This is a genomic window from Saonia sp. (assembly GCF_056326165.1).
In genome coordinates this window covers 382,000-407,222 of the sequence record NZ_JBWFBN010000001.1, presented here as the reverse complement: position 1 = coordinate 407,222, position 25,223 = coordinate 382,000, and the positions used below count along the sequence as shown (strand labels likewise).

The following is a 25,223-nucleotide window of genomic DNA, read 5'->3' as shown; positions in this document are numbered from 1 at the left end:
CCTCAATATTTGTTATGGCACTAATCTACTAGTTCTGTTAAAAACCCCCAAGCTAAAACTTAGGGGTTTTTGTCTAACAAAACACTTAATCAAATATAAAGCCAGTGGCGACTCTATAAATAAATCCATATAGGCCAAAAACAAGCAATGCCGCACATAGCCAAAAATATATTTTAAATGAGTTTTTAAGAACTTTTCTTCCCAAATCCTTAAAACCTTCAAAGTAAATTTCTTTTAAAAGTAAAAATTGTTTCATTCTATTTATTTGTTTGTTTGTTTGTTTGTTTAGACACTGCAAACTTGATTTATATTTTAATTCTCATCACTAAGTTTTGGACAAGCGCACTAATAATCAAGATATATTGATAGGGGTTTCGGTTAAAGGCTAATCCATTAGGTTGAATGGAATTTTACCTATGATAAGTACATTCGATAAAGTGGTTTGTTATTTGGGTAAATAAATCTATTCCCTTACCCCTGGAGTGAAATCGTCGGGAGCATTTTGTGGGAAATTTGTAGTCCCTGAATTTCCTGTATCGTTAAAAATAGTCCATTCGGAAAAAGTGTAATTGGATTTCGCTTCAATAATTTCACTATTCCTAACCGCCCGCCCATCTTCAAACTCATGATTGGTCCCAGACCCATCTTCCCCAACGATGCCAAAAACATCAATAACAACTCCAAAAGGGTCTACTAATTCTAAATTATCATCACCATTAGAATCTGCTGGGCTATTTGTTGAAACGCCCATGTCTGGAGCAAAACCATACACCATTTCAAACTCAGTTGTATTTGGTGATATAACAAAAGTAGCTTCAGGGTCAATTGAAAATCCAGATAAATCTATTGTAGAGCCAACTTCTGTATTCGCATTAGTATAACGTCTGAGTGTCCACCCTTTTAAACTTATTGTTTCGTTTGAAGCATTATACAATTCCACAAAACGAGCGCCAGCATTATTGTTAGGGTCTGCCAATTCTGAAATAAATACTTGGTTGGATGTTAGCATATCTGGAGGGCAACGTTCGTTCCTAAAATCTAAGTCTTTTGTTTCTCTAACAATCAATTTAAAATCATCATTTTCATTAACCAGTACTCCAATAGCGCTACCATTCCCACTAGGTAAAATCTCTTCTTGAAAATCTGAGTACCCACTGTTTATCAATATAATTTCATTACCCTCACAATCCTTTAAAGTTCTTTCTGTTTCCTCCTCTGGTTCAGCAAACGTAAACCCTAATTCTTCTTCTATGACTTCCAATTCATTAATCTGCACCAAGGTGTTTACCATATTATCTTGCAATGTTTCTAAACTTGCCAATGTAGGTTCTAAGTCCATTGGTGTATCACAACTTAAGAATATATGCTGAGACACAATTGCAGATGGTAATCGCCCAACGGATTCATTTCCAAAGGCCGTAAAGACACCACCTACTTTAAAAACACCTTTTGATTGCCCTAAATACAATCCTTTTAATTTTATATAAATTTTACTCCCAACTTGGTAAAACAAATAGGAATCCCTAACATCCATTTCTATTTGAAAACCTTCCCTTGGATTGTTAGGACTATCTTGTATGTGAAGTGTTCCAAAAAAGTTTCCCGCCTTGTCCGATGAAACCACATAGCCTTCAATTATTAAATCTTCATGTATTTGGATAAGTTCATCAATATATAAATTCTTAACATCAGCAAATGTGGTATTGGCGTGCAATTCATTTGAGCAAGTAACTTTTGGTGTATCAAAAGTTCTGTCCTTAACACAAGATGTTAGTGCTAAAAATAATATTAGAATATGTACTCTCTTTTTAATCATTTTTCAAAAACTAATCGCAAAGTTTAAAAAATAGGTTCGCCCATATCCATACCAATATTTTGGTGCAAAAGAGGGGGTCCCGCTTAAATTATCCTGTTGTAATTGTCCAAAATTTCCATTTCTGCTCTGCTCATATCCTCCAGTTCTAAAAACAGCATCAAAAACATTATTTATACTGGCAAATACACTAATATATGTGCCATTTTTTAACCATGATTTACCCCCAACCAGATTCAACAAATAAAAATTATCTAGTTTATTTTGGGCTAGTAATCTGTTTACATTTTCTTCGGTAGCATTAACAAAACGTTCACCTGTTTCTGGGTCCAAATAAAAGCTTGCTGTTCTTGTTATTGTTGAAATATTGGCATAATTGTTTCCTAAATAGTTGGCAGCAGCTCCAACCCACCAATATTTTGGGTCGCGGTATTCCACCCCAAAAGCCATTGCTTTTTGCGGTCCTTGCGCTAGCTTATAATCTTTAATATTTGCGACTCCTAAATCAATACTACCCTCTGGGTTAATCACGTCTTCAACGGCACCCGCAGTATCAAAATTGATACTAACCGAAGGGTCACTCGCATACACATATTTTGAAATGGCTGCCACAGTAGACAACTTAACACTAGAGGAAACTTGATACTCCAATCCTATTTCTGTACCCATGTGTAATTTGTCCAAATCCGTTAGTACTTCTTGCACAAAATCGGAGCCCACACCGGCATCCACAAAAAAGAAATTTACATCCGTTGTATTCTGAAAACGGGTATAAAACCCCGTTACTCTTCCCGTAAGTTTTGGAAGCCTAATAAAGTAACTTAAATCGGTCGCGGTAATTTTTTCACTTTGAATGTTAGGTACAATATTGTTATTTTCTCTTGGGTTGATAAATACATTTTGAATGGTTGGTGCTCTATTAAGTAGAGCGGCATGTACAGCAATCCAATGCCTTCCCGTAATTTTATATTCCAGTCCGCCTTTTATTCCAAAATTGGAAAAACTAACCTTTTCACTACTACCTAATGAATTTGAAAAACGTTCATTTAAAAACAAACCGTCTCTTTGGTAATTTATGTTAGAATAATTTCCAGCTAAAAAAGCATTCCAAACGTTGCCACTATATTTTAGTTGTGCAAAGGCATCAAAATCTGATGCATCAATATTATAATGGTAATTGAATTTGTCATTTTCAGTTTTATTGGCATTGCCACTTACATCATTCAGCGTATCAGAAAATGGGTCCAAATCTTCATGAAATTCCGACCCTAATAAATCCTGAATTTCTGCATAATTATTTGACTCTAATTTCTTAAATGTTCCCCCAACATCTAATTTTAAATTATCATTTAGTTTGAAATTTAAAATACTATTTATAGTAAACTGATGGTCATCGACTGTATCATCATACAAAACATAACTTGCCTTACCCTCGTTGAATGTATTTTGATTTGCCAAATATACATTTGCCCAATTTAATTGAGACTCTTTTCTAAAACCTTCCTTAGCAAGATTAGCCCCAATAAAGTTTGCTCCTATAGAACTGTTAATATTAAAACTTGGCAAGTACCTATAGTAGGTTGGGTCTGGATTAGGCGCATTATAATATCCCAACCTACTACGGGCATGTGTGCCAGTTTGATAAGCAATTCCAGTATTAATTTTTAGGTTCTCAGATTTATAATAATGATTCAACATTACTATTGGTTCCTGAATATTACGTTCTCTGGAATTTCTAATTTCTCCATTTTGAATCCCCCAATAAGGATTGTATTTTCTTCCCTTTAAATCAAAAACTTCTTCTGTAAGTGCAGAAGAACGACCTCTTCTATTAGAAGCCATCATTGAGGTCAGAACAAAAGAATTCTTTGAATTTATTTGATATTCCAATGCTCCAAAAAAGGAATAAGCATCATAGAGAGTTCCATTAATATAACCCTCATTAGCCCATCTTCTGGAAGCAGAAAAGGTATAGGCTAATCCGTTTTTCTGCACGCCAGAACTATAAGTTGCCATTAATCTACCTGCATACGTTCTATTAGAATAGGAAGTAGACAATCTTGTTCCTGGTCTAAATCCAGAAGGCCTCATGTCTATATTTGTAGTACCTAAAATTCCTCCAAAATTATAGTCTGAAGCATTTAAACCATTACTAAATTCTTGATTTCTAGTTACATCATTTAGTCCGCCCCAATTGTTCCATTGAGGACGCCCATCAACCAATTTATTCATGGAAATTCCATTAATGAGAACCTTTCCATTTTGAGAATCGTACCCTCTAACTCTGAAAAAAGCTTGCCCAAAATCGAAAGCAGCTCTATTGAGAAAAACATCTCGAGTGGCTTGCAATAGTCCAGAAGACATGGAAATACTTTCATCATCAGACAAATCTGCATCTGTCAAAGTAATAAGATTGTCAGCTTTTTCAACAGTAATATCTCGCTCTAGATAAAGCATTCCTAAATCCAAAGTTGCTTTATTTAATGCAAGTGGAATTCTTTTAACTATATAGTCCTTGGCAGTAATTTGTAGAACATAGTCACCCCTAAGAGAAGTTTCAATTATAAAGTCCCCTTTTGAATCAGTATTTACAGAAATTTTAGTGCCTTCAATAGAAACAATACTATTACTAACTTCGGATTTTGTGGCTGAATCCAATATTCTACCCTTAACAGAATTTATCTGCTGCGCCGCAATAATCTGTGTCAAAAATGCAAAATAAAGTAATGAGATAAATCGCAATACTCCCTGTTTTTAGTTAATGGTATTTTAATATTAAGGAATAAAATTTAAAAACTTTCAATTATTAATTAAAAACACCAATTTCAATATTTTCATGATATATTTATTTCTCTTAAATTGTTCTTATGAAGTATCTTCTAACTTTCTTACTTGTATTTTTTACTTGTACTTGCTTTTCCCAAGAGAACTACAAAGTGAGAACCATTGCATTTTATAATGTTGAGAACTTGTTTGATACTGTAAATGATTCCTTAACTTTTGATGATAATCGTACTCCTTTGGGTAAAGACCATTGGACGTTAGAAAGATATAGTCAGAAACTAACCAACATTTCTAAAGTACTTTCTGAAATTGGATTAGCAACCACCAAAACATCTCCTGATATTATTGGTTTATGTGAAGTTGAAAATAAACAGGTAGTTGAAGATTTAGTAAATCACCCCAACCTAAGAAACAAAGATTACGGCATTGTACACTTTGATTCCCCCGACGAAAGAGGAATCGATGTTGCCTTTTTATATAAGAAATCAGTATTTATTCCTTCGTCTTTTAAAAGTCATAGATTGTTGTTACAAAATACTGAAGGATACAGAGATTATACGCGAGACCAATTGGTAGTTGGTGGTTTTCTAGACAATGAGGAGTTTTATTTTATTATGAATCATTGGCCTTCTAGGAGTGGTGGTGAAGCAAGAAGTAAACCCAATAGACTAGCTGCTGCAAAACTCAACAAAAGAATCATAGATTCTATTAAACGAATAGATATAGATTCTAGAATTATAAGCATGGGTGATTTAAACGATGACCCTATTGATGAAAGCCTTAGAAAAGTTCTCCATAGCAAAGGAAAAAAGAAAAAATTGGACAGTTTAAGCCTATTTAACCCAATGGAAAAACTGTATAAAAAAGGTATAGGTTCTTTAGCCTATCGCGATAAATGGAATTTATTTGACCAGATTTTCTTTACTCCAAACTTGTTGGAGGCCAGCAACAATTCTTTCTCTTTTTGGAAAGCTGGGGTTTTTAATCCAAACTATCTAAAAACCTCAGAAGGAAAGTACAAGGGATATCCTTTTAGAACCTATGCCGGTGGAAGTTACTCCGGAGGTTACAGCGACCATTTTCCTGTATATATGTATCTTATAAAGAAGGAGGAATTATAATTCCGTTAGTTTTATATTTTTCCACTTCACTTTTATACCACCTCCATCATGAATTTGTAGGGCAATAGAGCCTTCTCCTTTTCCAATTATCTCATCTGTGAGGGTAATCATTTCTGTTCCATTTAACCAAGAAGTAATAGTATCACCATTAACCTTAATTTTCATGTGATTCCATTCGCCTTCTTTAAGTACTTTGTCTTTTTCTGCATCTGGCTTTATTAACCAACCTCTACCATACGATTCGTACACTCCCCCTGTATCGTGACCTGGAGGTGCAACTTCTACTTGCCAGCCACTAACCTTGGTTCCCTCAATGGTAGACCGTATAAAAACACCACTATTGCCATCTGCTTCTTGTTTAAAATCTAATTCCAGTACAAAGTTTTTATAATGCTCATTGGTAGCCAAATATCCATATTGGGCATCAGGACCGCTTTCACAAACTAAAAGCCCATTTTCTACATACCATTTTTCGGTACCATAATTAGTCCAACCATTTAAATCATTGCCATTGAATAATGATTTTTCTTGTGCGTTTGTTAATGATAATACAAGCGCTGTTAGTGCAAATGTGAAAATATTTTTCATTTTAAGTATATGTAATAAATTAATTAAAACCACTGTCCCCATGGAATTCTAGATAGAATACAAAGCAAGCCCAGTCCATAAAAAATAGCAATGAGTTTAAACTTTTTAGCTGCCTCCATTACCTTCTTGTGCTTGGACCACCCAATAGTAATTAATACTATCGCTATAATATTGATGAAAGGGTGCTCTACTGCTAAGAGTCTCGCTGGTGCATTTAAACCTCCCATTCCCAAAGCACTAATTGCTTTGTACCCATTTGGGGATACAAAAAACAAAATAAGACCGACCAACCCCTGTATATGAGTTAAGATAAGAGCAAATAAGCTTATCCTTAAATCTTTTTCCATGGTAAAATCTTTTTTGCCTACTAAACCTAGAATAGCATTGGCTACTGCTAAAAATAATATTGCTAAAACTGCATAGGCCAAATAGGAATGCAGATTAAGTATAGTTTCGTACATCAATTTTAGTTTTTAGTTGCTTAAATGTAGTGATTTTTGGGCATAAAAAAACCCTGCCGATAGCAGGGTTTTTAGTATATGTATACAAGTTAGTTTAGAAATCGTAACGTAAAGTTACATTCCAAGTTCTTCCCCAACCAAAATATCCCCTGTTAGAAACAGCTAGACCATCATAAGTCTCATCTCCAGCCTCAACAAAGTTAGCGGTTGACAATCTAGAAATATATTCTGTATCAAGAAGGTTGTTAATATTACCTCTAATCTTTAATTGCTTTAATTTATCTGCTCCAAGTGGTACCCTAAAGGTAAGACCTGCATCCAACAAACTATAAGATGGCAATTCAAGATTTTCTTTTACTGCCCCAACATCCGAATAAAGATTGTCATAATATCTCCAATCAGAATCAACAGAGAAATTTTCTGTTATTTGATATCCTAACCCAAGACCTCCTGAAAGTTGGGCGGCACCACCTACTTTGCCTCCATCGAAATCATTTGTTTCTGTACTTAATACATTTCGTTCCTCATCGGTAACTTGAGTAACCGCTTCACCTTTATATATCCAATCGCCAATTGAGGCAAAACCATTAATTGATAATCCAGTTGTAGGCTTCAATTTAAAATCCAATTCTACACCAGAATGTAATTGTTCTGTTCCAAAATTAGTTGTGAACGTAACAACGTCATCAACAAGGTCAGCACTAGTAACCACTCTATCTTTCCAAGAAGTCCTATAGATGTTTACATTAGCTGAAAATATGGAGCTAGAAAAGCCATAGCCCGCTTCTAGACCAAAAATCTTTTCATTCTCAGTTAAAGGATTTACTTGATTTGTAAAATTCAAATAAATATTATCATGATAAGGCTGGCGGTTATAAAAGCCTGTGTTAAAATAAAAGCCATGGGCATCTGACGGTTTATAACTAAACCCAGCTTTAGCATTATACCCAAAATTATTAATTTTTTCAGAATCAACCCCATCCGTTATTCCAGCTGGCAATGGTTCATCAGTACCTTGAGAAGATGTTCCATCTATTAACGACTGATCGGCATATTGGAAAAAATCAAACCTTTGGTGGTATTGATTAGAGACGGATCCTTGGAAAAAAGCAGAAAAATCATTTGTTGCATATTCCAATTGCGTAAACAAACCACCGTAGGAGATACGTTCATCATTACTATAAGCTATTTTTTGGTCTTCATCATATGTTGCAAAGGCTGCTTCCCAACCCGAAGGTTTAAAACTTTCTGTCGCAGTTACAAATTTATAAGTTCCAAAACTACCATAGGTATCGTGGTTATTGTTCTGGTCTCTTAAGCGAATATTTTCTGTCCATGAATTTAATCCGTGGAAATTAGAGACAACCCTAAAGTGTTTTCCATAATAAGTTCTAAGATCAAAACCTAAGTTCCAAGTAAGGTTATCAGAAAGTTGTTTTTCCATATTGCTAATAAATCCATACCAGCTATGCAAGTTCATTGAAGCTCTTGTTACATACGCGTCTTCTGAACCAAAATAAACCGCATCCCCATTTGTAACTTGGGAGTTTTGGTCATAAATAGCATCGTAGTCTATACGTCCTTCTGCTGTCCTAATCCTATTTCCGCGGTTACCTGTACCACCTCCATTACCCCATGAGGCATAAAGCACGCTTGATAGGTTGGTAGTTTCATTTATATTCCAATCCCAGTTTAAGTTAGCTACTGGTTTGTGATAAAAATTTCTTCTCTCAGTTAGATATTGGCCATTATATGTTCCCCAGTTATTATTATATCTTAAACCGTGCTCTAAATAGTCAGAAATTGATTTTGTAAAATTTTGATCGTGAAACTGTGGCGCCCCAGTAATCAAAAAGTTGAAATTATGAGAATCGTTAGGTCTGTACCCAGCAGATATGAAATAAGTTTGGCCCTCGCCAAAATTTCCTTCATTGTAACCATCTCCCTGCCAATGAGAAAGCATAACACTTAAACCCCATCCCTTTTCAGAAACACCTGTATTATAACCCGCTGATGTTTTTAAATAATTATCATTGGCGATAGTAGAATAGGCAAAACCTCCTTGATCCATCTCAGTGGCTTTTGTTACAAAGTTAACCGTTCCACCAACAGAAGATATTGCCAACTTAGAAGAACCCAGACCTCGCTGAATCTGAACACCACTTGCAATATCATTTAATCCTGACCAGTTAGACCAATACATTAATCCATCTTCCATACCGTTAATCGGCTGTCCATTTAATAGAAAAGCTGTGTTGTCCTGGTCAAAACCACGAACTCTCATATTGGTATCTCCAAAACCACTTGCTTGACCCGAAACATAAACAGAAGGTGTATTTACCAATGTCATGGTAATATCTTGTGTTCCTATTTTTTCTTGAATAAGTTTTACAGGAATGGAAGAAACTGCAATTGGTGTTCGTCTATCACTGGCAAGGTCAATAATACCAGTACCTACAACAACAACTCCTTCTAATTCTTCTGCATCAACTTGCAATGTAATACTACCAATTTCTCCAATTGAAGTAAAAGGTATTCTTTTGGCAATAAAACCAATATAGGAAACAACTAAGGTTCCAGAATTTTCTGAAACGTCTATAGAGAAGTTTCCATCAAAATCTGTAGCTGTTCCATTGGATGTTCCTTGTACAACAACACTAGCTCCTGGTAAAGGGTCACCCATGTCGCCATCTATTACAGTACCTGTGATTGTTCCTTGTGAAAAAGCAATTGTAGTCATTAAAAATGCCACAATTGCGAAGTACATTTTTTTCATTTTTCTTGTGTTTTAGTTTTTAATCAGTCTGCAAATGTGCTTTATTTTAAACACATATACATTAAGACAATGTTAAATTAGCCGTGCCAAATTTAACATAAAATTTTATTTAAAAACACTGTAGTACAAGAACTTATAAAAAGCTTTTAACAAATAGAAAAGTGGTAGATTAACTCTTAAAAGTTTGCAATAGTTGCAACGTTGAACCATCATGATCAGCAATTTCGGAATTGTTGATGTCCTTTAGAATGGTGGTTGCTAATTGTTTTCCCAACTCTACACCCCATTGGTCATAGCTAAAGATATTCCAAATGACCCCTTGCACAAATATTTTATGTTCATAAAGGGCAATAAGAGCACCTAAACTTTTAGGAGTGAGCTTATCTATTAAAAGAGTATTGGTGGGTTTGTTTCCTACAAAAACCTTAAAGGGAAATAAAGATTCAATTTCTATTTGAGACATCCCTTTTGAATTTAGCTCTTCTTTAACTTCTTTTGAAGTTTTACCATTCATTAAAGCCTCTGTTTGAGCAAAAAAATTGGCCATTAATTTATTATGATGATCTACATCACCATACAAAGATTTTTTATAACCAATAAAATCAACAGGAATTAATTTTGTTCCTTGATGTATTAATTGGAAGAACGCATGTTGGGAATTGGTTCCTGGTTCACCCCATATAATAGTTCCTGTTTGATACTCTACATTATCTCCATTTCTATCTACACTCTTGCCATTGCTTTCCATGATGCCTTGTTGTAAATAGGCCGAAAACCTATTCAAATACTGTGAATAAGGAATAATAGCTTCAGTTTCTGCTCCATGAAAATTATTATACCATACACTTAAAAGTGCTAAAACTACAGGAATATTATTATCAAATTCAGTTGTTTTAAAGTGCTCATCCATTTGGTTAGCTCCCATCAACAAGTCATTAAAATTTTTATATCCTACGGCCAGTGCAATAGAAAGCCCAACAGCACTCCATAGAGAAAATCTACCACCTACCCAATCCCACATAGGGAATACGTTCTGGGCATCTATCCCAAAATCAGCTATTTTAACGGTATTTGTTGATACTGCAGCAAAATGTTTGGCAACATCTTCTTGCGAAGCATATTTTAAGAACCATTTTTTTATGGTTGTTGCATTACTCAACGTCTCTTGAGTTGTAAAGGTTTTGGAAACTATAACAAACAAAGTTGTTTCTGGATTTAATTCCTTTAGAATCTCATGCACATGATCCCCATCAACATTACTTACAAAATGGGTTTTTAAATGGTTTTTATAGAATTTTAATGCCTCCACAACCATTACAGGTCCTAAATCTGAACCGCCAATACCAACATTAACAACATCGGTAAATGTTTTGCCAGTATATCCTTTCTTTTTACCAGAAATTACGGCATCAGTAAAATCTTTTATTTTGTTCTTTACCTTATAAACCTGCGGGACAATATTTTCCCCATCAACTTTTACAACATCTTCCTCTTTTGCCCGTAATGCTGTATGTAAAACAGCACGGCCTTCGGTTTGGTTAATGGCCTCTCCATTAAAATATTTTTTAATAGCCTCTTTTAATCCAACTTCTTTAGCCAAATCTAGCAAAAGACCTATTGTTTTTTTAGTAATTCTATTTTTAGAATAATCCACCAAAAAGTCTTCCCATTCAATAGTAAACTCTTTTGCTCTTTTATTATCTGAGTCGAAAAGTGTTTTAAGGTGAACACCTTTTCTTTCTTGAAAATGTTCAGTAAGTTTTTCCCAAGCTAGAGTAGTGGTTGGATTTATATTTGGTAGGGACATTCTTTATTTAGTTTAGTGTTAACAATTCTTCCTCTGGTGACTCAAAGAACTCAATACAATCCAATTGATCTTTTATAGATACTATATGTTCTAAATATTCAACTTTAATAGAATCTGCAATAGGTTCAGCCTCAGGAAGCTTTTCTCGTAATGGGTCTACTTGTCTTCCATTTTTCCAAAAACGATAGCAAACATGTGGTCCGCCAGTGTTTCCTGTCATACCTACCCATCCAATTACATCTCCTTGCCTTACAAAATCTCCACGTCTTACATTTTGATTTTTCATATGAAGATATTGCGTGCTGTACGTTCCATTATGTCTTATTTTAACATATTTTCCATTACCTCCTCTTCTTGTAGATTCCGTTACAGTACCATCTGCTGTGGCCATAATGGGTGTTCCCACAGGTGCTGCATAATCAGTTCCTTTATGAGGACGCACCTTATATCCATAATAAGCAATTCTCCTTTTAAGATTATATCTAGAGGACAACCGACCATATTCAACTGGCATTCTTAAAAAAGCTCGTCTTAAATTATTAGCCTTTTCATCAAAGTAATCCGTAATATTTTTTAGAGAATCTGCTTTGTATTCAAAAGCATACAAAGGTGTGCCATTATGTTCAAAATATGCCGCTTCTATAGGTTCTGAACCTGCATAAATAGTATCATTAATATATTTTTCCTTATAGATAACCTTGAACTTATCATTCTTTTGTAACCTAGAAAAATCTATGGTCCATGCGTAAACATTTGCTAAGTTATTTGTGACATTATAGTCTATTCCTTGTTCCAAAATAGCCTCGGATAATGATGTTTTAATAGTTCCAGAGACTTCTTTAGTTACGTATTTAACCTCCTTTTTGTTTTTATATGCAACCACGCTATCCCGCATATCTATTACTGTATAATTTATGCGGTCATTTTCATAAATAAATACCTGAGCGGTTTGGGAAGTATCTTTAGATTTTAATATTGTATACGGTTTACCAACTACAATTTTACGGACATCAAAAGTATCTTTGTATTCTTCAGAAATTTTATAGATTTTAGGGTAGTCCACCTTGTTTTGCAGCATTAATTCTCCAAAGCTATCTCCGCTTTTTACAGTATCTTGCAGTACATTAAAATCATCTAAATTAAACCCATATTGCTTAACTACAACAGGTTTTTCAATTGTCTTTATTGCTATTTCTTCTTTCCTGGATTTATCTTCCTTACATGATGTCAAAAAAACCAATACTAAAAATGCGCCCCAATATTTATGCATTATTCTAACCTTTTTCTGGGTTAAAGATATGGTCTACCCATTGTTTTCCCCAATTATTTAACTCTTGTTTTGTATATAGATTTGGAAAAAAGATTACTTTTTGAAAGCTTGGGGGAAGATATTCTTTCCAATTAGTACCACCACTAGCATCTATGGGAGCATTTTCTTTGTTTAAATAACGGTAGGCCGATCCCATATGCATTAAAGGCCAATTTACATTTGCATTTACATCCAAAGCCTTTAATGCTTCAATTAAAGCCTTGTTCTTTTTATTCTCTTCTGATAGTAGTTGATACTTGTGAAAAATAGTATTGTCCTTAACCTGCTTCGCTATACGTACCAATCTTGGGGTATATCTATATTCAAATTGCTTAAGAGTTAATGTTTTTTCCCCAGTCTTTATATCTGTAGCTCCCTTTTTCCAATATATATGCTCATATAGTTCTTCTATTTCATTTGATGAATTGAACAATTTTCTTTCTGTATAATGCACTAAATACTCTAATGGAGTTGCATAAATCTCAATCATTCTATACTGTGCCGATTGAAATCCGCTAGCTGGTAAAAGTGCCATTCTGTATTGTAAAAATTGCTCTCTCTCCATTCCCTTTATCATAATACCAAAAGAGGAGATAAGTGCTTTGTAATAGCTATTTATTCTATTGACTTTTTCTATGAAAAACTCCCCATTTAGTGTTTTATCATCCACAATTTGCTTTTGCTCATGGAGAATCAACTTAAAATATAGCTCAGTAATTTGATGGTACATGATGAAAATTTCTTCATCTGGGAAATGGGTTCTGGGTACTTGAATGCTCAAAAGAGTATCTAAATGAATATAGTCCCAATAAGTAAGGTAGCGTTGGTAGAGAAGTCCGTCTAAATAGGAATTTAAATCCTGTCCAGAGTCTTTGTATTTTTCTTCAAGTTTAGATATTCTTTCGTCAATATCCTTTTTATTCTTCATCTAAAGGCTTAATCCATTATAATCTTGAATTGGTTTCTGAGCCCATTATAACCATCCAAATCTGCTTTTATAGAACCTACTGCTAGATCCGCTTTTATTCGGATAGGAATTTTGTTAAAATCATTGGAAACCCATAAGGAAAGACTTTCTTGTTCTTTAAAAACCCTGCCAGATTGTACATAAGGTCTAAATTTTAAACACTCTACCTTTCCATATTTGGTCTTTACAACTTCTTTTCCCAAATATTTAAGCTTGAACTTAAAAACTCCATCATCATCAAACAACATATTCAATTGTATTGATTCATTTTCTACCAAATCATCAAAAGTATAATTGTTCCTTAGATAATAAAAGGCAGAAATTAAATCCTGAATGTTGTCCTGAATGGTAAAATTAAACTTTTTATTGTTCTTTTTATCATTTAAGATAGCCTCATCATTAATATGATCAAAATCTATCTCTATATCTTTGGTATACCCACCTTCATTTATCTTACGAACAAACTTATGCGGTTTACCGTCCCATCTGCCAAAATAACTCTCATAAGTATCATCTACCTTAAAAAATATGCTTGCAAACCCAGACGTTTTTCCTCGTCCCACAACATGGTATACAGGAATGCTATCTAATTCCTTAGATTTTACCTGAAGTGTAGCATAGCTAGCATTTAAGAAACCATAGTGAATTCTAAATTTAAGCCATTCCCCAGCCTTAAAAGCAGGGCGATTTTTCTGCGCACTAAGCGACATTCCAAGAAGTAGGAATAGTATGATTGAAATCTTTTTCATAGCAAATACTTAGATTAAAAGTACTAAAACCTTATTAAACTAATTCTGGTTTACAATTATTTAAACAAAATTTAAGCCAAAGTATTGTATAAAAAAAGCCCAGCTATAAAACTGGGCTTTTCCTAAATAACCAACCAAACTTTAAATTATGAAAAACCAATACTTAAAGTTATAAGGGAACCACCCCTTACGTTTACACAAATATAATGTAACTTTTGACATCAAAAACTGTTTTAACGTACTTTAACTATTGCCTTAACAGTAATTTATATTTTACATTTAAAATTTAAGGATTTGTTAGGAATGATGATGTTTTAAATGCAGTTTTTCATTCCAGAACACGTCTAAAACCAATACCCTATACTAAAAAATGCTATTGAAGAATCTACCTCTGGAGACCATGAGTATATAACTTGGACAGGTCCAAAAAAAGATTCCCATCCATAACCTATGCCATAGCCAGAAAAATCTGGTGCGGTAAACCACTCACCCGTTCTAAAAAGATCATCATCCACATTGGAAAAGTTGGCGGCAAACATTAAATGATTCTCAGGGGCAAATTCAAAATCTAATTTACTATAGGCCTTTACAAAACTGTTCCCTGGTAAAGAAAGAAAGTCATACCCTAAAAAAGGAACAAAATTATTTACCATTGTACTACCATAACCTCCTAATATAAAATCCATAGAAGTCACTCTAGAGTCTCCCCATTTAAACCCACCTTCTGTTTCTACATTCAAAGACAAATTTTTAGCTACTTTAAAAGCTGCTCCCATTCTAGCTTTTCCAATAGAGAATTCTTTAAAATTATCATTAAAATCAGTAGATAAAAGGTATACATGAAAATTTCCACTGAAGTATAATCCTTTTGAAGGAAAATATTTGTCATTATATGTATCCAAGGTCAATTGTCCGTAAGTACTATAATAATGACTTTTATCAAAAATTGTTCTACTACTAGAAGATGTTAAACTTTGAGGAAGACTATTTTCTTGAAATTCATCCAAAGTTCTAGTGCTATATTTTAAAAACCTATGCTCTATGCCAACAGTAAAGGCAAATTCTTCTTGCCAAACTGTTTGTAAGTAAAATTGGTTAGTAAGATCCGTTACATCTAAATTGATATTATTAATATTATCATCAATGGGAACATTAAAATTGGACTGTATTAAATCATAATTAATTTCTTGGTCAAAACTGTTGTATTTGGAGTTTACCCCAAAGCTCCAATAGGAACCTTTATCAACATAATACTGCATATTATATCTAAGATTATCGCCAAGAATAAAGTCAAAAGAAGCAACATCGTCTTTCATTAAAAAATTTTTCTTAGTAAGGTTTATAAGTGCTGCACTTTTAAACAAATCATCATAATGTACTCCTAGTCTAATAAATGTTTTGTTTGGGTTTTCACTTAATCTCATTATTAAGTCTTCACCTGCTCCATTAGATTTTAAGTGATATCTTATAGTTTTAAAGTTTCCTGTGGCGGCCAAATTACCAATCCCTTTTTGCAATTTTTCAAAAGTTGTCTTTTCTGAAAGATCAAACCTTAGCTTCCCTTTTATATAACCCCTACTATAATTATTGTTCCCTGTTAACCTTAATCTATTAATTGTTATAGAATCTGTTGGTGTTATGGTGTTTTCCTTTTTTTCTTTTATATTTTGTTTGATAGCAATTTCCTTTAATACTTCAAACTTCTCCATAGCAGCAATTTGCCCACTTTGAATTATTTCTTCAGTTAAATCAAAATCTATAACGGAGAATTTTTCTATATCGGGCTTAATGTAAATATCGGTTTGTTTGGATTTTTCCACCATATCACTTACAGTTCTATAATTATTTATTTGTAGTAAAACCTCTGTTGCAGACGATAATGCTTCTCTATTAGAAAGTCCGTGTTGTACATCAACTCCTATGATGTAATTGGCCCCTAAATCTTTTAGTTCTTTTATTGGATAATTATTTGTTACTCCTCCATCAATCAATATTTGCCCATTAATTTCTGAAGGCTCAAATAGTGAAGGAAATGTACCGCTTGCCATAATGGCCTCTGGCAAATATCCCTTGTCCAACATTACCTGTTCACCTGTTTCTACATTAGTTGCTATACAAAAGAAGGGAATTGGCAGTTCCTTAAAATTGCTTATATCCTTTACATGATACAATGCTTTCACCAATTCATTATAAATATTTTGTCCCCCAGATATAGCCTCTGGAAATGAAATTTTAAAATTATTGAAGGGTAGTGTTAACGCATATCTTTCCGCATCTTCCTTTTCATAAAATGTTTTGGCGTCTCTTGGTAAATCATCCTGAATAAGTTTGGAGAAATCTACATTTGTAAAAAGCGAGTCCAGCTCATTAGCAGAATATCCTGAGGCGTACAGCGCCCCAATAATTGCTCCCATGCTTGTACCTCCTATATAATCTATCTTAACACCTGCATCTTCCATAATTTTTAAGGCTCCAATATGTGCAAGCCCTTTTGCGCCACCACCGCTCAACACAAGGCCCACCTTAATGTTCTCATCTTTAACATCTTGGCTCCATAATATAGTTGAAAACAAAAATGTAAAAAGTAGTAGTATGCTTTTCATATAATTAAGATACATTTTTAGTGAAAGGTTGCATATACTTTCATTGCTTTTGTCATTCCTATTACTTCTGCCAAATTTTCAACAGATGCCTCTTTAACTCTTTTGACCGACTTAAATTTTTTCAGCAATTGCTCTGCTGTTTTTCCTCCAATTCCATCAATATTTTCCAATTCAGAATTTATAGCGGCTTTGCTTCTTTTATTTCTATGAAAGGTTATTCCAAAACGGTGAGCTTCATTTCTTAAATGTTGAATTATTTTTAGGCTTTCAGATTTTTTATCCAAATAAAGTGGTATGGAGTCCCCTGGGAAATAAATTTCTTCCAGTCTCTTTGCAATTCCTACAATGGCTATTTTTCCTCTTAGACCTAAAACATCCAAGCTTTTTAAGGCCGATGACAATTGTCCTTTTCCGCCATCTATGACAATGAGTTGGGGTAACGATTGATCTTCTTCCAATAATCTTTTATAGCGCCTAAAGACCACTTCCTCCATGGATGCAAAATCATCTGGCCCTTCTACTGTTTTTATATTATAATGCCTGTATTCCTTTTTTGACGGCTTCCCATTTTTAAAAACAACACATGCAGCCACCGGGTATGTTCCTTGTATGTTAGAATTATCAAAACACTCAATATGCCTAGGCTCTTCAGAAAGTCTTATATCCTTCTTCATTTGCGCCATTATTCTATTTGTGTGTTTATCTGGATCGGTAATTTTAATTTGTTTAAACCTTTCTAACCTATAAAATTTTGCATTTCTCTCTGATAGGTCTAAAATCTTCTTTTTATCCCCTAGTTTGGGAACTGTAATTTTCAAATGAGGTTCCAAAACAACTCTAAATGGTAAATAAAGTTCATTTGATTGTGAATTAAACCGTTGCCGAATATCTATTATCCCTAGTTGAAGTAATTCTTCATCTGTTTCATTTAACTTTTTCTTTATTTCAGCCGTATGTGACCTAATTACTGAACCATGGGAAAGTTGTAAAAAATTAATGTATGCATGACTTTCATCAGAAATAATAGAAAAAACATCCACATTGTTAATTTTCGGATTGACAATTGTAGATTTTGACTGGTAATTTTCCAAGACCTCCACCTTTTCTTTTATTCGCTGGGCATCTTCAAATCTCATCTCATTAGCCAGTGACTCCATTTGTTTTTTAAAATAAGTTAGGGAAGATTTAAAATTACCCTTAACAATCTGTCTTATATCATCTATCTGTTTATGATAGTCTTCCTCTTTCTGCAAACCTTCGCAACCACCTAGACAGTTTCCCAGATGATACTCCAAACATACTTTGTATTTCTTTGCTTGGATTTTCTCTCTTGACAAATCATAATTGCATGTTCTTAATGGATATACACTTTTTATAAGGTCTAAAAGTGTTTTAACAGTATGCATACTAGTATAAGGGCCATAATATTCGGAACCATCTTTAATAAGCCTTCTTGTGGGAAATATTCTTGGAAAACGTTCATTCTTAATGCAAATCCATGGATAGGATTTATCATCCTTAAGCATTACATTATATCTGGGCTGGTATTTTTTAATTAAGTTATTCTCCAATAAAAGAGCGTCTGACTCTGTAGGTACAACAATGTGTTTTATGGTTACTATTCTCTTTACTAATACCCTAGTCTTACCATACTCATGTTTTTTATTAAAATAAGAGGATACTCTCTTTTTTAAATTTTTGGCTTTCCCTACATAAAGAATTACATGTTCTTTGTCATAAAATTGATATACCCCAGGGCCGCTGGGTAAACTAACAAGTTGTACTTTAATGGGAATATCTGTCATGTAACTTTAGGAAGAATATTTTTATATTAATACCTGACAGTTAAATTACTTTGTTTTTATGAAAATGCATAGACATATATTTAATTTTAACTTCAACAAAAAAGGTTTTCAAATTTAAAATTAAGTGGTTTTTAAATGTGATATTCTCAAAATGATTAGTCTTATTTTTAAAATCCTAAAAAAAATTGAATAAATGTGTTATAATTTCTTTTCAAATCTTTGATTTTTGTTAAAAAAAGTAAAAATTTAAAAGGATAAAAATTAATATTTTTTTGATAATTAAAAGGAGTTAATTTACATATAATCAACGTTATAGTCGTGTTTATCTAAAAAATAATTTAAGTGCCATAAATTTTCTTAACGTTAAATTTTTTGTAAAAAAGTGTATTTCGTCGAGAAAAGGGTGCTTTTCGTGGAATTTGTAATGATATTTTAGTTATATTTATTTCATCAAAATTGAATGTCAGATGGAAAATTATGTTATCGTTTTGGGAATGTACCTGATTTTGATGCTTTTCTTTAAAATATACGTTGCCGTATCGGTTAAAGAATAGTTTATATATCAGTTCCCCATATTATCTAGTTTAGTCAATACCAATGCTCAAAAAAGACTTGCGATTAAACTATATTCAGCAAAGAAGAAAAATATCTTCAGAAAATTTACGAGATTTAAGTATTAAAATTGCCAACAACCTCTTAGAACTTCCTATTTGGTTTTATGGTAATTATCATATTTTTTTACCTATCCCAGAAAAAAATGAAATTGACACCAGCTTCATTTTATCTATTCTCCATGGTAAGGATAAAAATGTAATTCTACCTAAAATTAATTTCCAAAATACCCTAACAAATATACTGTTAACAGATAGTACCATTATTCGAAAAAATAGTTGGGGGGTGCCCGAACCGGAAAATGGAATTGAAATTCCGTCAGAAAAAATAGATGTCGTTTTTGTTCCCTTGCTTGCCTACGATAAATTTGGAAATAGGGTCGGTTATGGAAAAGGGTTTTATGATACTTTTCTAAAAGAATGTATACCCAACGTAATAAAAATAGGGTTATCTCTCTTTAAGCCAGAAGACAAAATTTCTGATATTAATGAGTATGATTTTCCTTTGGATTATTGCGTGACTCCCGACAAAATCTATAAATTCTGATTTTCTTCTTCTTTCTTTCCAAAAGCTTTTTTGTTGAATACTATCAAAATACCCACACCTGTGCTAATTGCTGTATCCGCAATATTGAAAACAGGTTCAAAAAAGCGAAAATTGTTCCCTCCAAAATAAGGGACCCACTCTGGCCATGTAGTGTCAATCATTGGAAAATATAGCATATCTACAACCTTACCATAGAAAACGCTTCCATAAGGTTCATTAGAAAACAAGGTGGCTACTTGATTGTAACTGTCGTTAAATAGCACTCCATAAAAAACCGAGTCCAGAATATTACCTAAAGCCCCTGCAAAAATAAGTGACAAAGCCAATATTAACGTTCTAGATGCTTTTTTATTAATAATGTCATACAACCAATAACCAATCCCTGCAATGGCAAAAAGTCTAAAAATCGTTAGCACTAGTTTTCCAACGGAGTCGGAAATAGGCAACAAATCACTTAGTTTTGTGCCCCACGCTGCACCTTCATTTTCTATAAAAAGTATTTTGAACCAACTAAAAACGGTGACTGATTCACCCAGTTGAAAGTGTGTTTTTATATATATTTTGCTTACTTGGTCAATTATTAAAATTGCCGCAATCAGCAACAAAGACTTTTTTAAATTCATTCTTAAAATATCGATTGCGCAAAAATAAGGATATTATTCGGTTTTGCTTAAGTAGATGTTTCCTGTTACAGAACTCACCTTATAATGGTTGTCTCCTTCTTGGTTTATCTTCTTAAATACTTTTCCATACTTTGTAGTGGCATCAACCTCGCCTTTTGGATTTTTTATATTTATATCCCCGCTCTGCGTAGCGACAAATACTTCTTCTCCTACTTTGTCTAAAGTACATTTTCCATCTCCTAGTGTAACAGACAAACTTCTATAATTTCCACTAATTTCCACATTACAACTAGAGCCAAATATTTGGACTTTCATGTTTTTTGGGACTTTAATGTTCAAAGCTATGGATATTACTTTGTGGGCACTTAGCTTGTCATTTGGATTGATGAAACTTGGTTGAAACTCTGTGTTCACTTTAACTGTTTGTCCATCTTCAATAACATCTAACAATAAATCTTTTTGATATTCCCCATCAATAATGGCTTCTACCATTAGTTCGTCTAACTCACTAGTTTCCATATTCAATTGAAAACACTTAGTAACATCAATCTGAATAAAATTTGTCTCAGGATTAATTATAGACCTCTTTACAATTTTCTGAGACTCAACATAATTAATAGCCAACAAACAACAAATAAAAATTCCTGTTCTCTTAACCATAGACATAAAAAAACGCCCCTAAAGGCGTTTTGATTATTTTATTGCATATTTTTTGCCTCTATGCTTAGTGTAGCATGTGGCACTAGCTTTAATCGCTCTTTGTTAATGAGCTTACCAGTAACTCTACATATTCCATACGTCTTATTTTCAATACGTAACAAGGCATTCTTTAAATCTCTAATGAATTTTTCTTGTCTTATCGCAAGTTGAGTATTAGCTTCCTTGCTCATGGTCTCCGAACCTTCTTCAAAAGCTTTAAAGGTAGGAGAGGTATCATCTGTACCATTGTTGCCATCATTCATATAGGCGCTTTTAAGCAACTCTAAATGACTATTCGCTTTTTTTATTTTCTCTTCTATTAGAACTTTAAATTCTTCTAAATCTTTATCAGAATATCTTATTTTTAAATCTTGTGCCATAGTTTTAATGTTTTTGGATAAACAATTTAGTATTTACTTCATCAAAGGCAATTTCTATGCCTTTTTCCAATTTTTCTTCAAAATTTAATTCAGCTGTCAATGTTTCAGCTTTTATATAATTTATATTGCTTTGGATGGCTCTTTCTACTAAACCATCTTTCATTATTTTAACATCTATCTTATCAGTAACTTCTAAGCCAGAATCTTTTCTAAGATTTTGAATTCTGTTTACAAGTTCTCTGGCGATTCCTTCTTCCCTTAACTCATTATTTATAGTAATGTCCAAGGCAACTGTTAAAGGGCCTGAACTAGCAACTAACCAACCTTCTATATCTTGAGAAGAAATCTCTACATCATCTAACTGTAAATTAATGGTTTTATTTTCAATATTTAATGATATTTCGCCTTCCTGTTCAATTTTTTGGATATCTTCTTGGTTAAATCCTGCAACTGCTTGCGCAATTTGCTTCATATCTTTACCAAATTTTGGTCCCAAAGTCTTGAAATTAGGCTTTATCTGCTTAACCAAGATTCCTGAAGCATCATCCAATAAATCTATCTCTTTTACATTCACTTCCGATTTTATCAAATCTGCAACTGCTTCAATTTCCAATCTTTGCTTTTGGTCTAAAATAGGAATCATTATTTTTTGTAAAGGCTGACGCACTTTTATTTTTTCCTTCTGACGAATGGATAATACCAAAGAAGATATAATCTGTGCTTTCTGCATTTTACCCTCTAGTTCTTGATTCACATACGAATTATCATATTCTGGAAAGTTTGCTAAATGCACACTTTCAAAAGTCTCTTTTTGAGTAGTATTGGTTAAATCCCTATAAAGCCTATCCATAAAAAATGGTGCAACAGGAGCCGATAACTTAGCTACTGTTTCCAAACAAGTATATAGAGTTTGATAGGCAGATATTTTATCTTTTTCATAATCTCCTTTCCAAAAACGTCTTCTACATAACCTAACATACCAGTTGCTCAAATTTTCTTGAACATAATCCGATATCATTCTTGTGGCTCTAGTAGGCTCGTAATCTGCATAGGCCTCATCAACTTTCTTAATAAGCGTATGTAGTTCACTTAAAATCCATTGATCTATCTCCGGTCGTTCATTTAAAGGAATGTCCGCTTCCTCATATTTAAATTCATCAATATTTGCATACAATCCAAAGAATGAATAAGTATTATAAAGTGTGCCGAAGAATTTACGTTTTACCTCAACAATCCCATCAACATCAAATTTTAAATTGTCCCAAGGGTTTGCATTGGAAATCATATACCAACGCGTTGCATCTGCCCCATGCTTATCCATAGTTTCAAAAGGATCTGCAGCATTTCCTAAACGTTTGGACATTTTTTTGCCTTCCTTATCTAGCACCAAGCCATTGGACACTACATTTTTATAGGCAACTGAATCAAAGACCATAGTGGCAATGGCATGAAGCGTATAAAACCAACCTCTGGTCTGATCCACTCCTTCTGCAATAAAGTTGGCCGGAAAAGTTTCTCCTTTATCAATAAAATCTGAGTTCTCAAAAGGATAGTGCCATTGTGCATAGGGCATGGAACCACTATCGAACCAAACATCTATTAAATCGCTTTCCCGTTTCATGGGTTTTCCAGATGGAGAAACCAAAGTAATTTGATCAACAATATTTTTATGTAAGTCTATTTTATCATAGTTCTCATCACTCATATCGCCCACAACAAAATCAGCAAAAATATCTTCTTTAAGAACTCCTACGTCCAAAGCTTTTTTCATTTCTTGTTTAAGCTCGGTAACAGAGCCAATGATAATTTCCTCCTTACCATCTTCCGTTCTCCAAATAGGTAATGGAATTCCCCAGTAACGAGAACGAGAAAGGTTCCAATCATTGGCATTGGACAACCAATTACCAAAACGGCCTTCTCCTGTGGCCTTAGGTTTCCAATTGATGGTCTGGTTTAAATCAAACATTCTATCCTTAACATCTGTAATCTTAATAAACCAAGAATCCAGGGGATAATACAGAATAGGCTTATCCGTACGCCAACAGTTAGGGTAACTGTGTACATACTTTTCTACCTTAAATGCTTTATTCTCTTCTTTTAGTTTGATGGCAATCTCAACATCTATGGACCTTTCCGGTGCTTCGCCTTCATCGTAATATTCATTCTTTACATATTTGCCCCCAAACACCTGTAATTCTGGTCTAAATTTTCCTTGCAAATCTACCAAAGGAACTGGGTTGCCATTCTCATCCAAAATTAGCATGGGCGGTACCTCTGGTGTTGCTTGTTTTGCAACCAAGGCATCATCTGCTCCAAAAGTTGGGGCTGTATGCACTATTCCAGTACCATCCTCGGTAGTCACAAAATCCCCTGCTATGACCCTAAAGGCATTTTCAGGATTTTGATATGGTAATGTATATGGTAATAATTGCTCGTATTTGATTCCAACCAAATCTTTGCCCAAAGTAGTTCTACCAACAATAAAAGGAATTTTCTTATCTTCTTTTTTATACCCCTTTAACTCTTCTTTGCTTTCAACTTCTACATATTTTCCTGCAAATTGTTTCCCCACTAAGGCCTTGGCAAGAATTACGCTTATTGGTTCAAAAGTGTATTGATTGTAAGATTCAACCAAAACATACTCAATCTTAGGACCAACTGTCAATGCAGTATTGCTTGGCAAAGTCCATGGAGTGGTCGTCCAAGCAAGAAAATAAATGTCGCCATCAATCTTATCAAATATTGATGGTAAGGTTTCCCTTTTGGCCTTAAACTGAGCTGTAACAGTAGTATCCGTTACATCTTGGTAGGTTCCAGGTTGATTTAGCTCATGTGAGCTCAACCCAGTACCCGCTTTGGGAGAATAGGGCTGAATGGTATATCCCTTATAAATTAACCCTTTATCATATATCTGCTTAAGCAACCACCAAACAGATTCCATATATTTTGACTTGTAGGTAATATAAGGGTCATCCATATCTACCCAATACCCCACCTTTTCTGTCATGGAATTCCAAACATCCGTATAGCGCATTACAGCTTTTTTACAAGCTGCATTGTATTCTTCTACAGATATTTTGGTGCCAATATCTTCTTTTGTTATTCCTAGTTCTTTCTCAACCCCCAACTCTATAGGAAGTCCATGTGTATCCCAGCCCGCTTTTCTTTTTACTTGAAAGCCTTTCATGGTCTTATACCTAGGAAAAATGTCCTTTATGGTACGAGCCATTACATGATGAATTCCAGGCATACCATTTGCGGATGGCGGACCTTCATAAAAAACGTACGCCTCTTTGCCTTCTCTGCTAGAAATGCTTTTTTCAAAAATGTGGTGGTCTTTCCAATAGCCTAGAGTTTCCTCGGCTACTTTTGGTAAATCCAACCCTTTATATTCTGCAAACTTCATATAGTCCTTCCTTATTCCAAATAAGGGTGCAAAATTATAAATTTAGATTGAATTATCGGTTGAATAACATGATGAAATCTTCATTACTAAATGTTTACAAAAAACAGAAATATTTATGTGTCGTCTAAATTTCCATTAACTTCGTATCTACATTAACTATAATTTTTAACACTA

The 25,223-nt window shown here is 33.7% G+C and carries 18 protein-coding genes; 2 read left to right on the top strand and 16 right to left on the bottom strand.

What is annotated here, in order from left to right; translation table 11 throughout:
* Positions 1-85: 85 nt before the first annotated feature.
* From AC000W_RS01780 to AC000W_RS01770, 3 genes are all read right to left on the bottom strand, one after another.
* Complete coding sequence (locus AC000W_RS01780; protein ID WP_474745510.1) at positions 86-256, bottom strand: DUF6747 family protein; 171 nt, start codon at positions 254-256, stop codon at positions 86-88.
* Between the two features lie 207 nt (positions 257-463).
* A complete protein-coding gene (locus tag AC000W_RS01775; RefSeq protein ID WP_474745508.1) occupies positions 464-1,816 on the bottom strand; it encodes a DUF5689 domain-containing protein in 1,353 nt (450 codons plus the stop codon).
* A 3-nt stretch (positions 1,817-1,819) separates the two neighbouring features.
* The gene (locus AC000W_RS01770; protein WP_474745507.1) at positions 1,820-4,522 is read right to left on the bottom strand and encodes a TonB-dependent receptor; all 2,703 of its coding nucleotides are present in this window, start codon (positions 4,520-4,522) and stop codon (positions 1,820-1,822) included.
* Positions 4,523-4,680: 158 nt separating this feature from the next.
* Here AC000W_RS01770 and AC000W_RS01765 point away from each other — a divergent pair, with 158 nt between their 5' ends.
* Entirely contained in the window at positions 4,681-5,718 is a 1,038-nt protein-coding gene (locus AC000W_RS01765) for an endonuclease/exonuclease/phosphatase family protein (protein WP_474745505.1), read from the top strand.
* Here AC000W_RS01765 and AC000W_RS01760 read toward each other — a convergent pair.
* From AC000W_RS01760 to uvrC, 9 genes are all read right to left on the bottom strand, one after another.
* Positions 5,713-6,306, bottom strand: coding sequence for a 3-keto-disaccharide hydrolase (locus tag AC000W_RS01760; protein WP_474745504.1), 594 nt, complete (start codon positions 6,304-6,306; stop codon positions 5,713-5,715). The genes AC000W_RS01765 and AC000W_RS01760 overlap by 6 nt on opposite strands.
* A 23-nt stretch (positions 6,307-6,329) precedes the next feature.
* On the bottom strand, positions 6,330-6,767 hold the full coding sequence (locus AC000W_RS01755) for a hypothetical protein (RefSeq protein WP_474745502.1): 438 nt from the start codon (positions 6,765-6,767) through the stop codon (positions 6,330-6,332).
* Between the two features lie 94 nt (positions 6,768-6,861).
* A complete protein-coding gene (locus tag AC000W_RS01750; protein ID WP_474745500.1) occupies positions 6,862-9,543 on the bottom strand; it encodes a TonB-dependent receptor in 2,682 nt (893 codons plus the stop codon).
* 169 nt (positions 9,544-9,712) lie between these two features.
* A complete protein-coding gene (gene pgi, locus AC000W_RS01745; RefSeq protein ID WP_474745499.1) occupies positions 9,713-11,350 on the bottom strand; it encodes a glucose-6-phosphate isomerase in 1,638 nt (545 codons plus the stop codon).
* A 7-nt stretch (positions 11,351-11,357) separates the two neighbouring features.
* Positions 11,358-12,620, bottom strand: a complete 1,263-nt coding sequence (locus AC000W_RS01740; protein WP_474745497.1) for a peptidoglycan DD-metalloendopeptidase family protein — start codon at positions 12,618-12,620, stop codon at positions 11,358-11,360.
* Positions 12,621-12,624: 4 nt separating this feature from the next.
* Complete coding sequence (locus AC000W_RS01735) at positions 12,625-13,587, bottom strand: tryptophan 2,3-dioxygenase family protein (RefSeq protein WP_474745496.1); 963 nt, start codon at positions 13,585-13,587, stop codon at positions 12,625-12,627.
* An 8-nt stretch (positions 13,588-13,595) separates the two neighbouring features.
* Positions 13,596-14,375, bottom strand: a complete 780-nt coding sequence (locus tag AC000W_RS01730; RefSeq protein ID WP_474745494.1) for a DUF3108 domain-containing protein — start codon at positions 14,373-14,375, stop codon at positions 13,596-13,598.
* A gap of 344 nt (positions 14,376-14,719) precedes the next feature.
* Positions 14,720-16,978, bottom strand: a complete 2,259-nt coding sequence (locus AC000W_RS01725) for a patatin-like phospholipase family protein (protein WP_474745493.1) — start codon at positions 16,976-16,978, stop codon at positions 14,720-14,722.
* A gap of 17 nt (positions 16,979-16,995) precedes the next feature.
* Positions 16,996-18,783: an excinuclease ABC subunit UvrC gene (gene uvrC, locus AC000W_RS01720; RefSeq protein ID WP_474745491.1), complete on the bottom strand. Its 1,788-nt coding sequence runs from the start codon at positions 18,781-18,783 to the stop codon at positions 16,996-16,998.
* A 597-nt stretch (positions 18,784-19,380) separates the two neighbouring features.
* Here uvrC and AC000W_RS01715 point away from each other — a divergent pair.
* Complete coding sequence (locus AC000W_RS01715; protein ID WP_474745490.1) at positions 19,381-19,941, top strand: 5-formyltetrahydrofolate cyclo-ligase; 561 nt, start codon at positions 19,381-19,383, stop codon at positions 19,939-19,941.
* On the opposite strand, the gene AC000W_RS01710 is transcribed toward AC000W_RS01715, so the two are convergent.
* Genes AC000W_RS01710 through ileS form a run of 4 tightly spaced genes read right to left on the bottom strand, consistent with a single transcriptional unit; the run spans position 19,929 to position 25,049 of the window.
* Positions 19,929-20,564: a lipoprotein signal peptidase gene (locus tag AC000W_RS01710; RefSeq protein WP_474745488.1), complete on the bottom strand. Its 636-nt coding sequence runs from the start codon at positions 20,562-20,564 to the stop codon at positions 19,929-19,931. The two genes, AC000W_RS01715 and AC000W_RS01710, sit on opposite strands and share 13 nt — an antisense overlap.
* A gap of 33 nt (positions 20,565-20,597) precedes the next feature.
* Positions 20,598-21,224: a hypothetical protein gene (locus AC000W_RS01705; protein WP_474745486.1), complete on the bottom strand. Its 627-nt coding sequence runs from the start codon at positions 21,222-21,224 to the stop codon at positions 20,598-20,600.
* 38 nt (positions 21,225-21,262) lie between these two features.
* Positions 21,263-21,643: a TraR/DksA family transcriptional regulator gene (locus tag AC000W_RS01700; RefSeq protein WP_474745484.1), complete on the bottom strand. Its 381-nt coding sequence runs from the start codon at positions 21,641-21,643 to the stop codon at positions 21,263-21,265.
* A gap of 4 nt (positions 21,644-21,647) precedes the next feature.
* Positions 21,648-25,049, bottom strand: coding sequence for an isoleucine--tRNA ligase (gene ileS, locus AC000W_RS01695; RefSeq protein WP_474745483.1), 3,402 nt, complete (start codon positions 25,047-25,049; stop codon positions 21,648-21,650).
* Positions 25,050-25,223 lie beyond the last annotated feature (174 nt).

What these genes read in the sequence shown, in the direction of transcription:
- AC000W_RS01780 (WP_474745510.1), bottom strand. Translation starts at nt 256, where the DNA reads ATGAAACAATTTTTACTTTTAAAAGAAATTTACTTTGAAGGTTTTAAG.
- AC000W_RS01775 (WP_474745508.1), bottom strand. Translation starts at nt 1,816, where the DNA reads ATGATTAAAAAGAGAGTACATATTCTAATATTATTTTTAGCACTAACA.
- AC000W_RS01765 (WP_474745505.1), top strand. Translation starts at nt 4,681, where the DNA reads ATGAAGTATCTTCTAACTTTCTTACTTGTATTTTTTACTTGTACTTGC.
- AC000W_RS01760 (WP_474745504.1), bottom strand. Translation starts at nt 6,306, where the DNA reads ATGAAAAATATTTTCACATTTGCACTAACAGCGCTTGTATTATCATTA.
- AC000W_RS01755 (WP_474745502.1), bottom strand. Translation starts at nt 6,767, where the DNA reads ATGTACGAAACTATACTTAATCTGCATTCCTATTTGGCCTATGCAGTT.
- AC000W_RS01750 (WP_474745500.1), bottom strand. Translation starts at nt 9,543, where the DNA reads ATGAAAAAAATGTACTTCGCAATTGTGGCATTTTTAATGACTACAATT.
- pgi (WP_474745499.1), bottom strand. Translation starts at nt 11,350, where the DNA reads ATGTCCCTACCAAATATAAATCCAACCACTACTCTAGCTTGGGAAAAA.
- AC000W_RS01740 (WP_474745497.1), bottom strand. Translation starts at nt 12,620, where the DNA reads ATGCATAAATATTGGGGCGCATTTTTAGTATTGGTTTTTTTGACATCA.
- AC000W_RS01735 (WP_474745496.1), bottom strand. Translation starts at nt 13,587, where the DNA reads ATGAAGAATAAAAAGGATATTGACGAAAGAATATCTAAACTTGAAGAA.
- AC000W_RS01730 (WP_474745494.1), bottom strand. Translation starts at nt 14,375, where the DNA reads ATGAAAAAGATTTCAATCATACTATTCCTACTTCTTGGAATGTCGCTT.
- AC000W_RS01725 (WP_474745493.1), bottom strand. Translation starts at nt 16,978, where the DNA reads ATGAAAAGCATACTACTACTTTTTACATTTTTGTTTTCAACTATATTA.
- uvrC (WP_474745491.1), bottom strand. Translation starts at nt 18,783, where the DNA reads ATGACAGATATTCCCATTAAAGTACAACTTGTTAGTTTACCCAGCGGC.
- AC000W_RS01715 (WP_474745490.1), top strand. Translation starts at nt 19,381, where the DNA reads ATGCTCAAAAAAGACTTGCGATTAAACTATATTCAGCAAAGAAGAAAA.
- AC000W_RS01710 (WP_474745488.1), bottom strand. Translation starts at nt 20,564, where the DNA reads ATGAATTTAAAAAAGTCTTTGTTGCTGATTGCGGCAATTTTAATAATT.
- AC000W_RS01705 (WP_474745486.1), bottom strand. Translation starts at nt 21,224, where the DNA reads ATGGTTAAGAGAACAGGAATTTTTATTTGTTGTTTGTTGGCTATTAAT.
- AC000W_RS01700 (WP_474745484.1), bottom strand. Translation starts at nt 21,643, where the DNA reads ATGGCACAAGATTTAAAAATAAGATATTCTGATAAAGATTTAGAAGAA.
- ileS (WP_474745483.1), bottom strand. Translation starts at nt 25,049, where the DNA reads ATGAAGTTTGCAGAATATAAAGGGTTGGATTTACCAAAAGTAGCCGAG.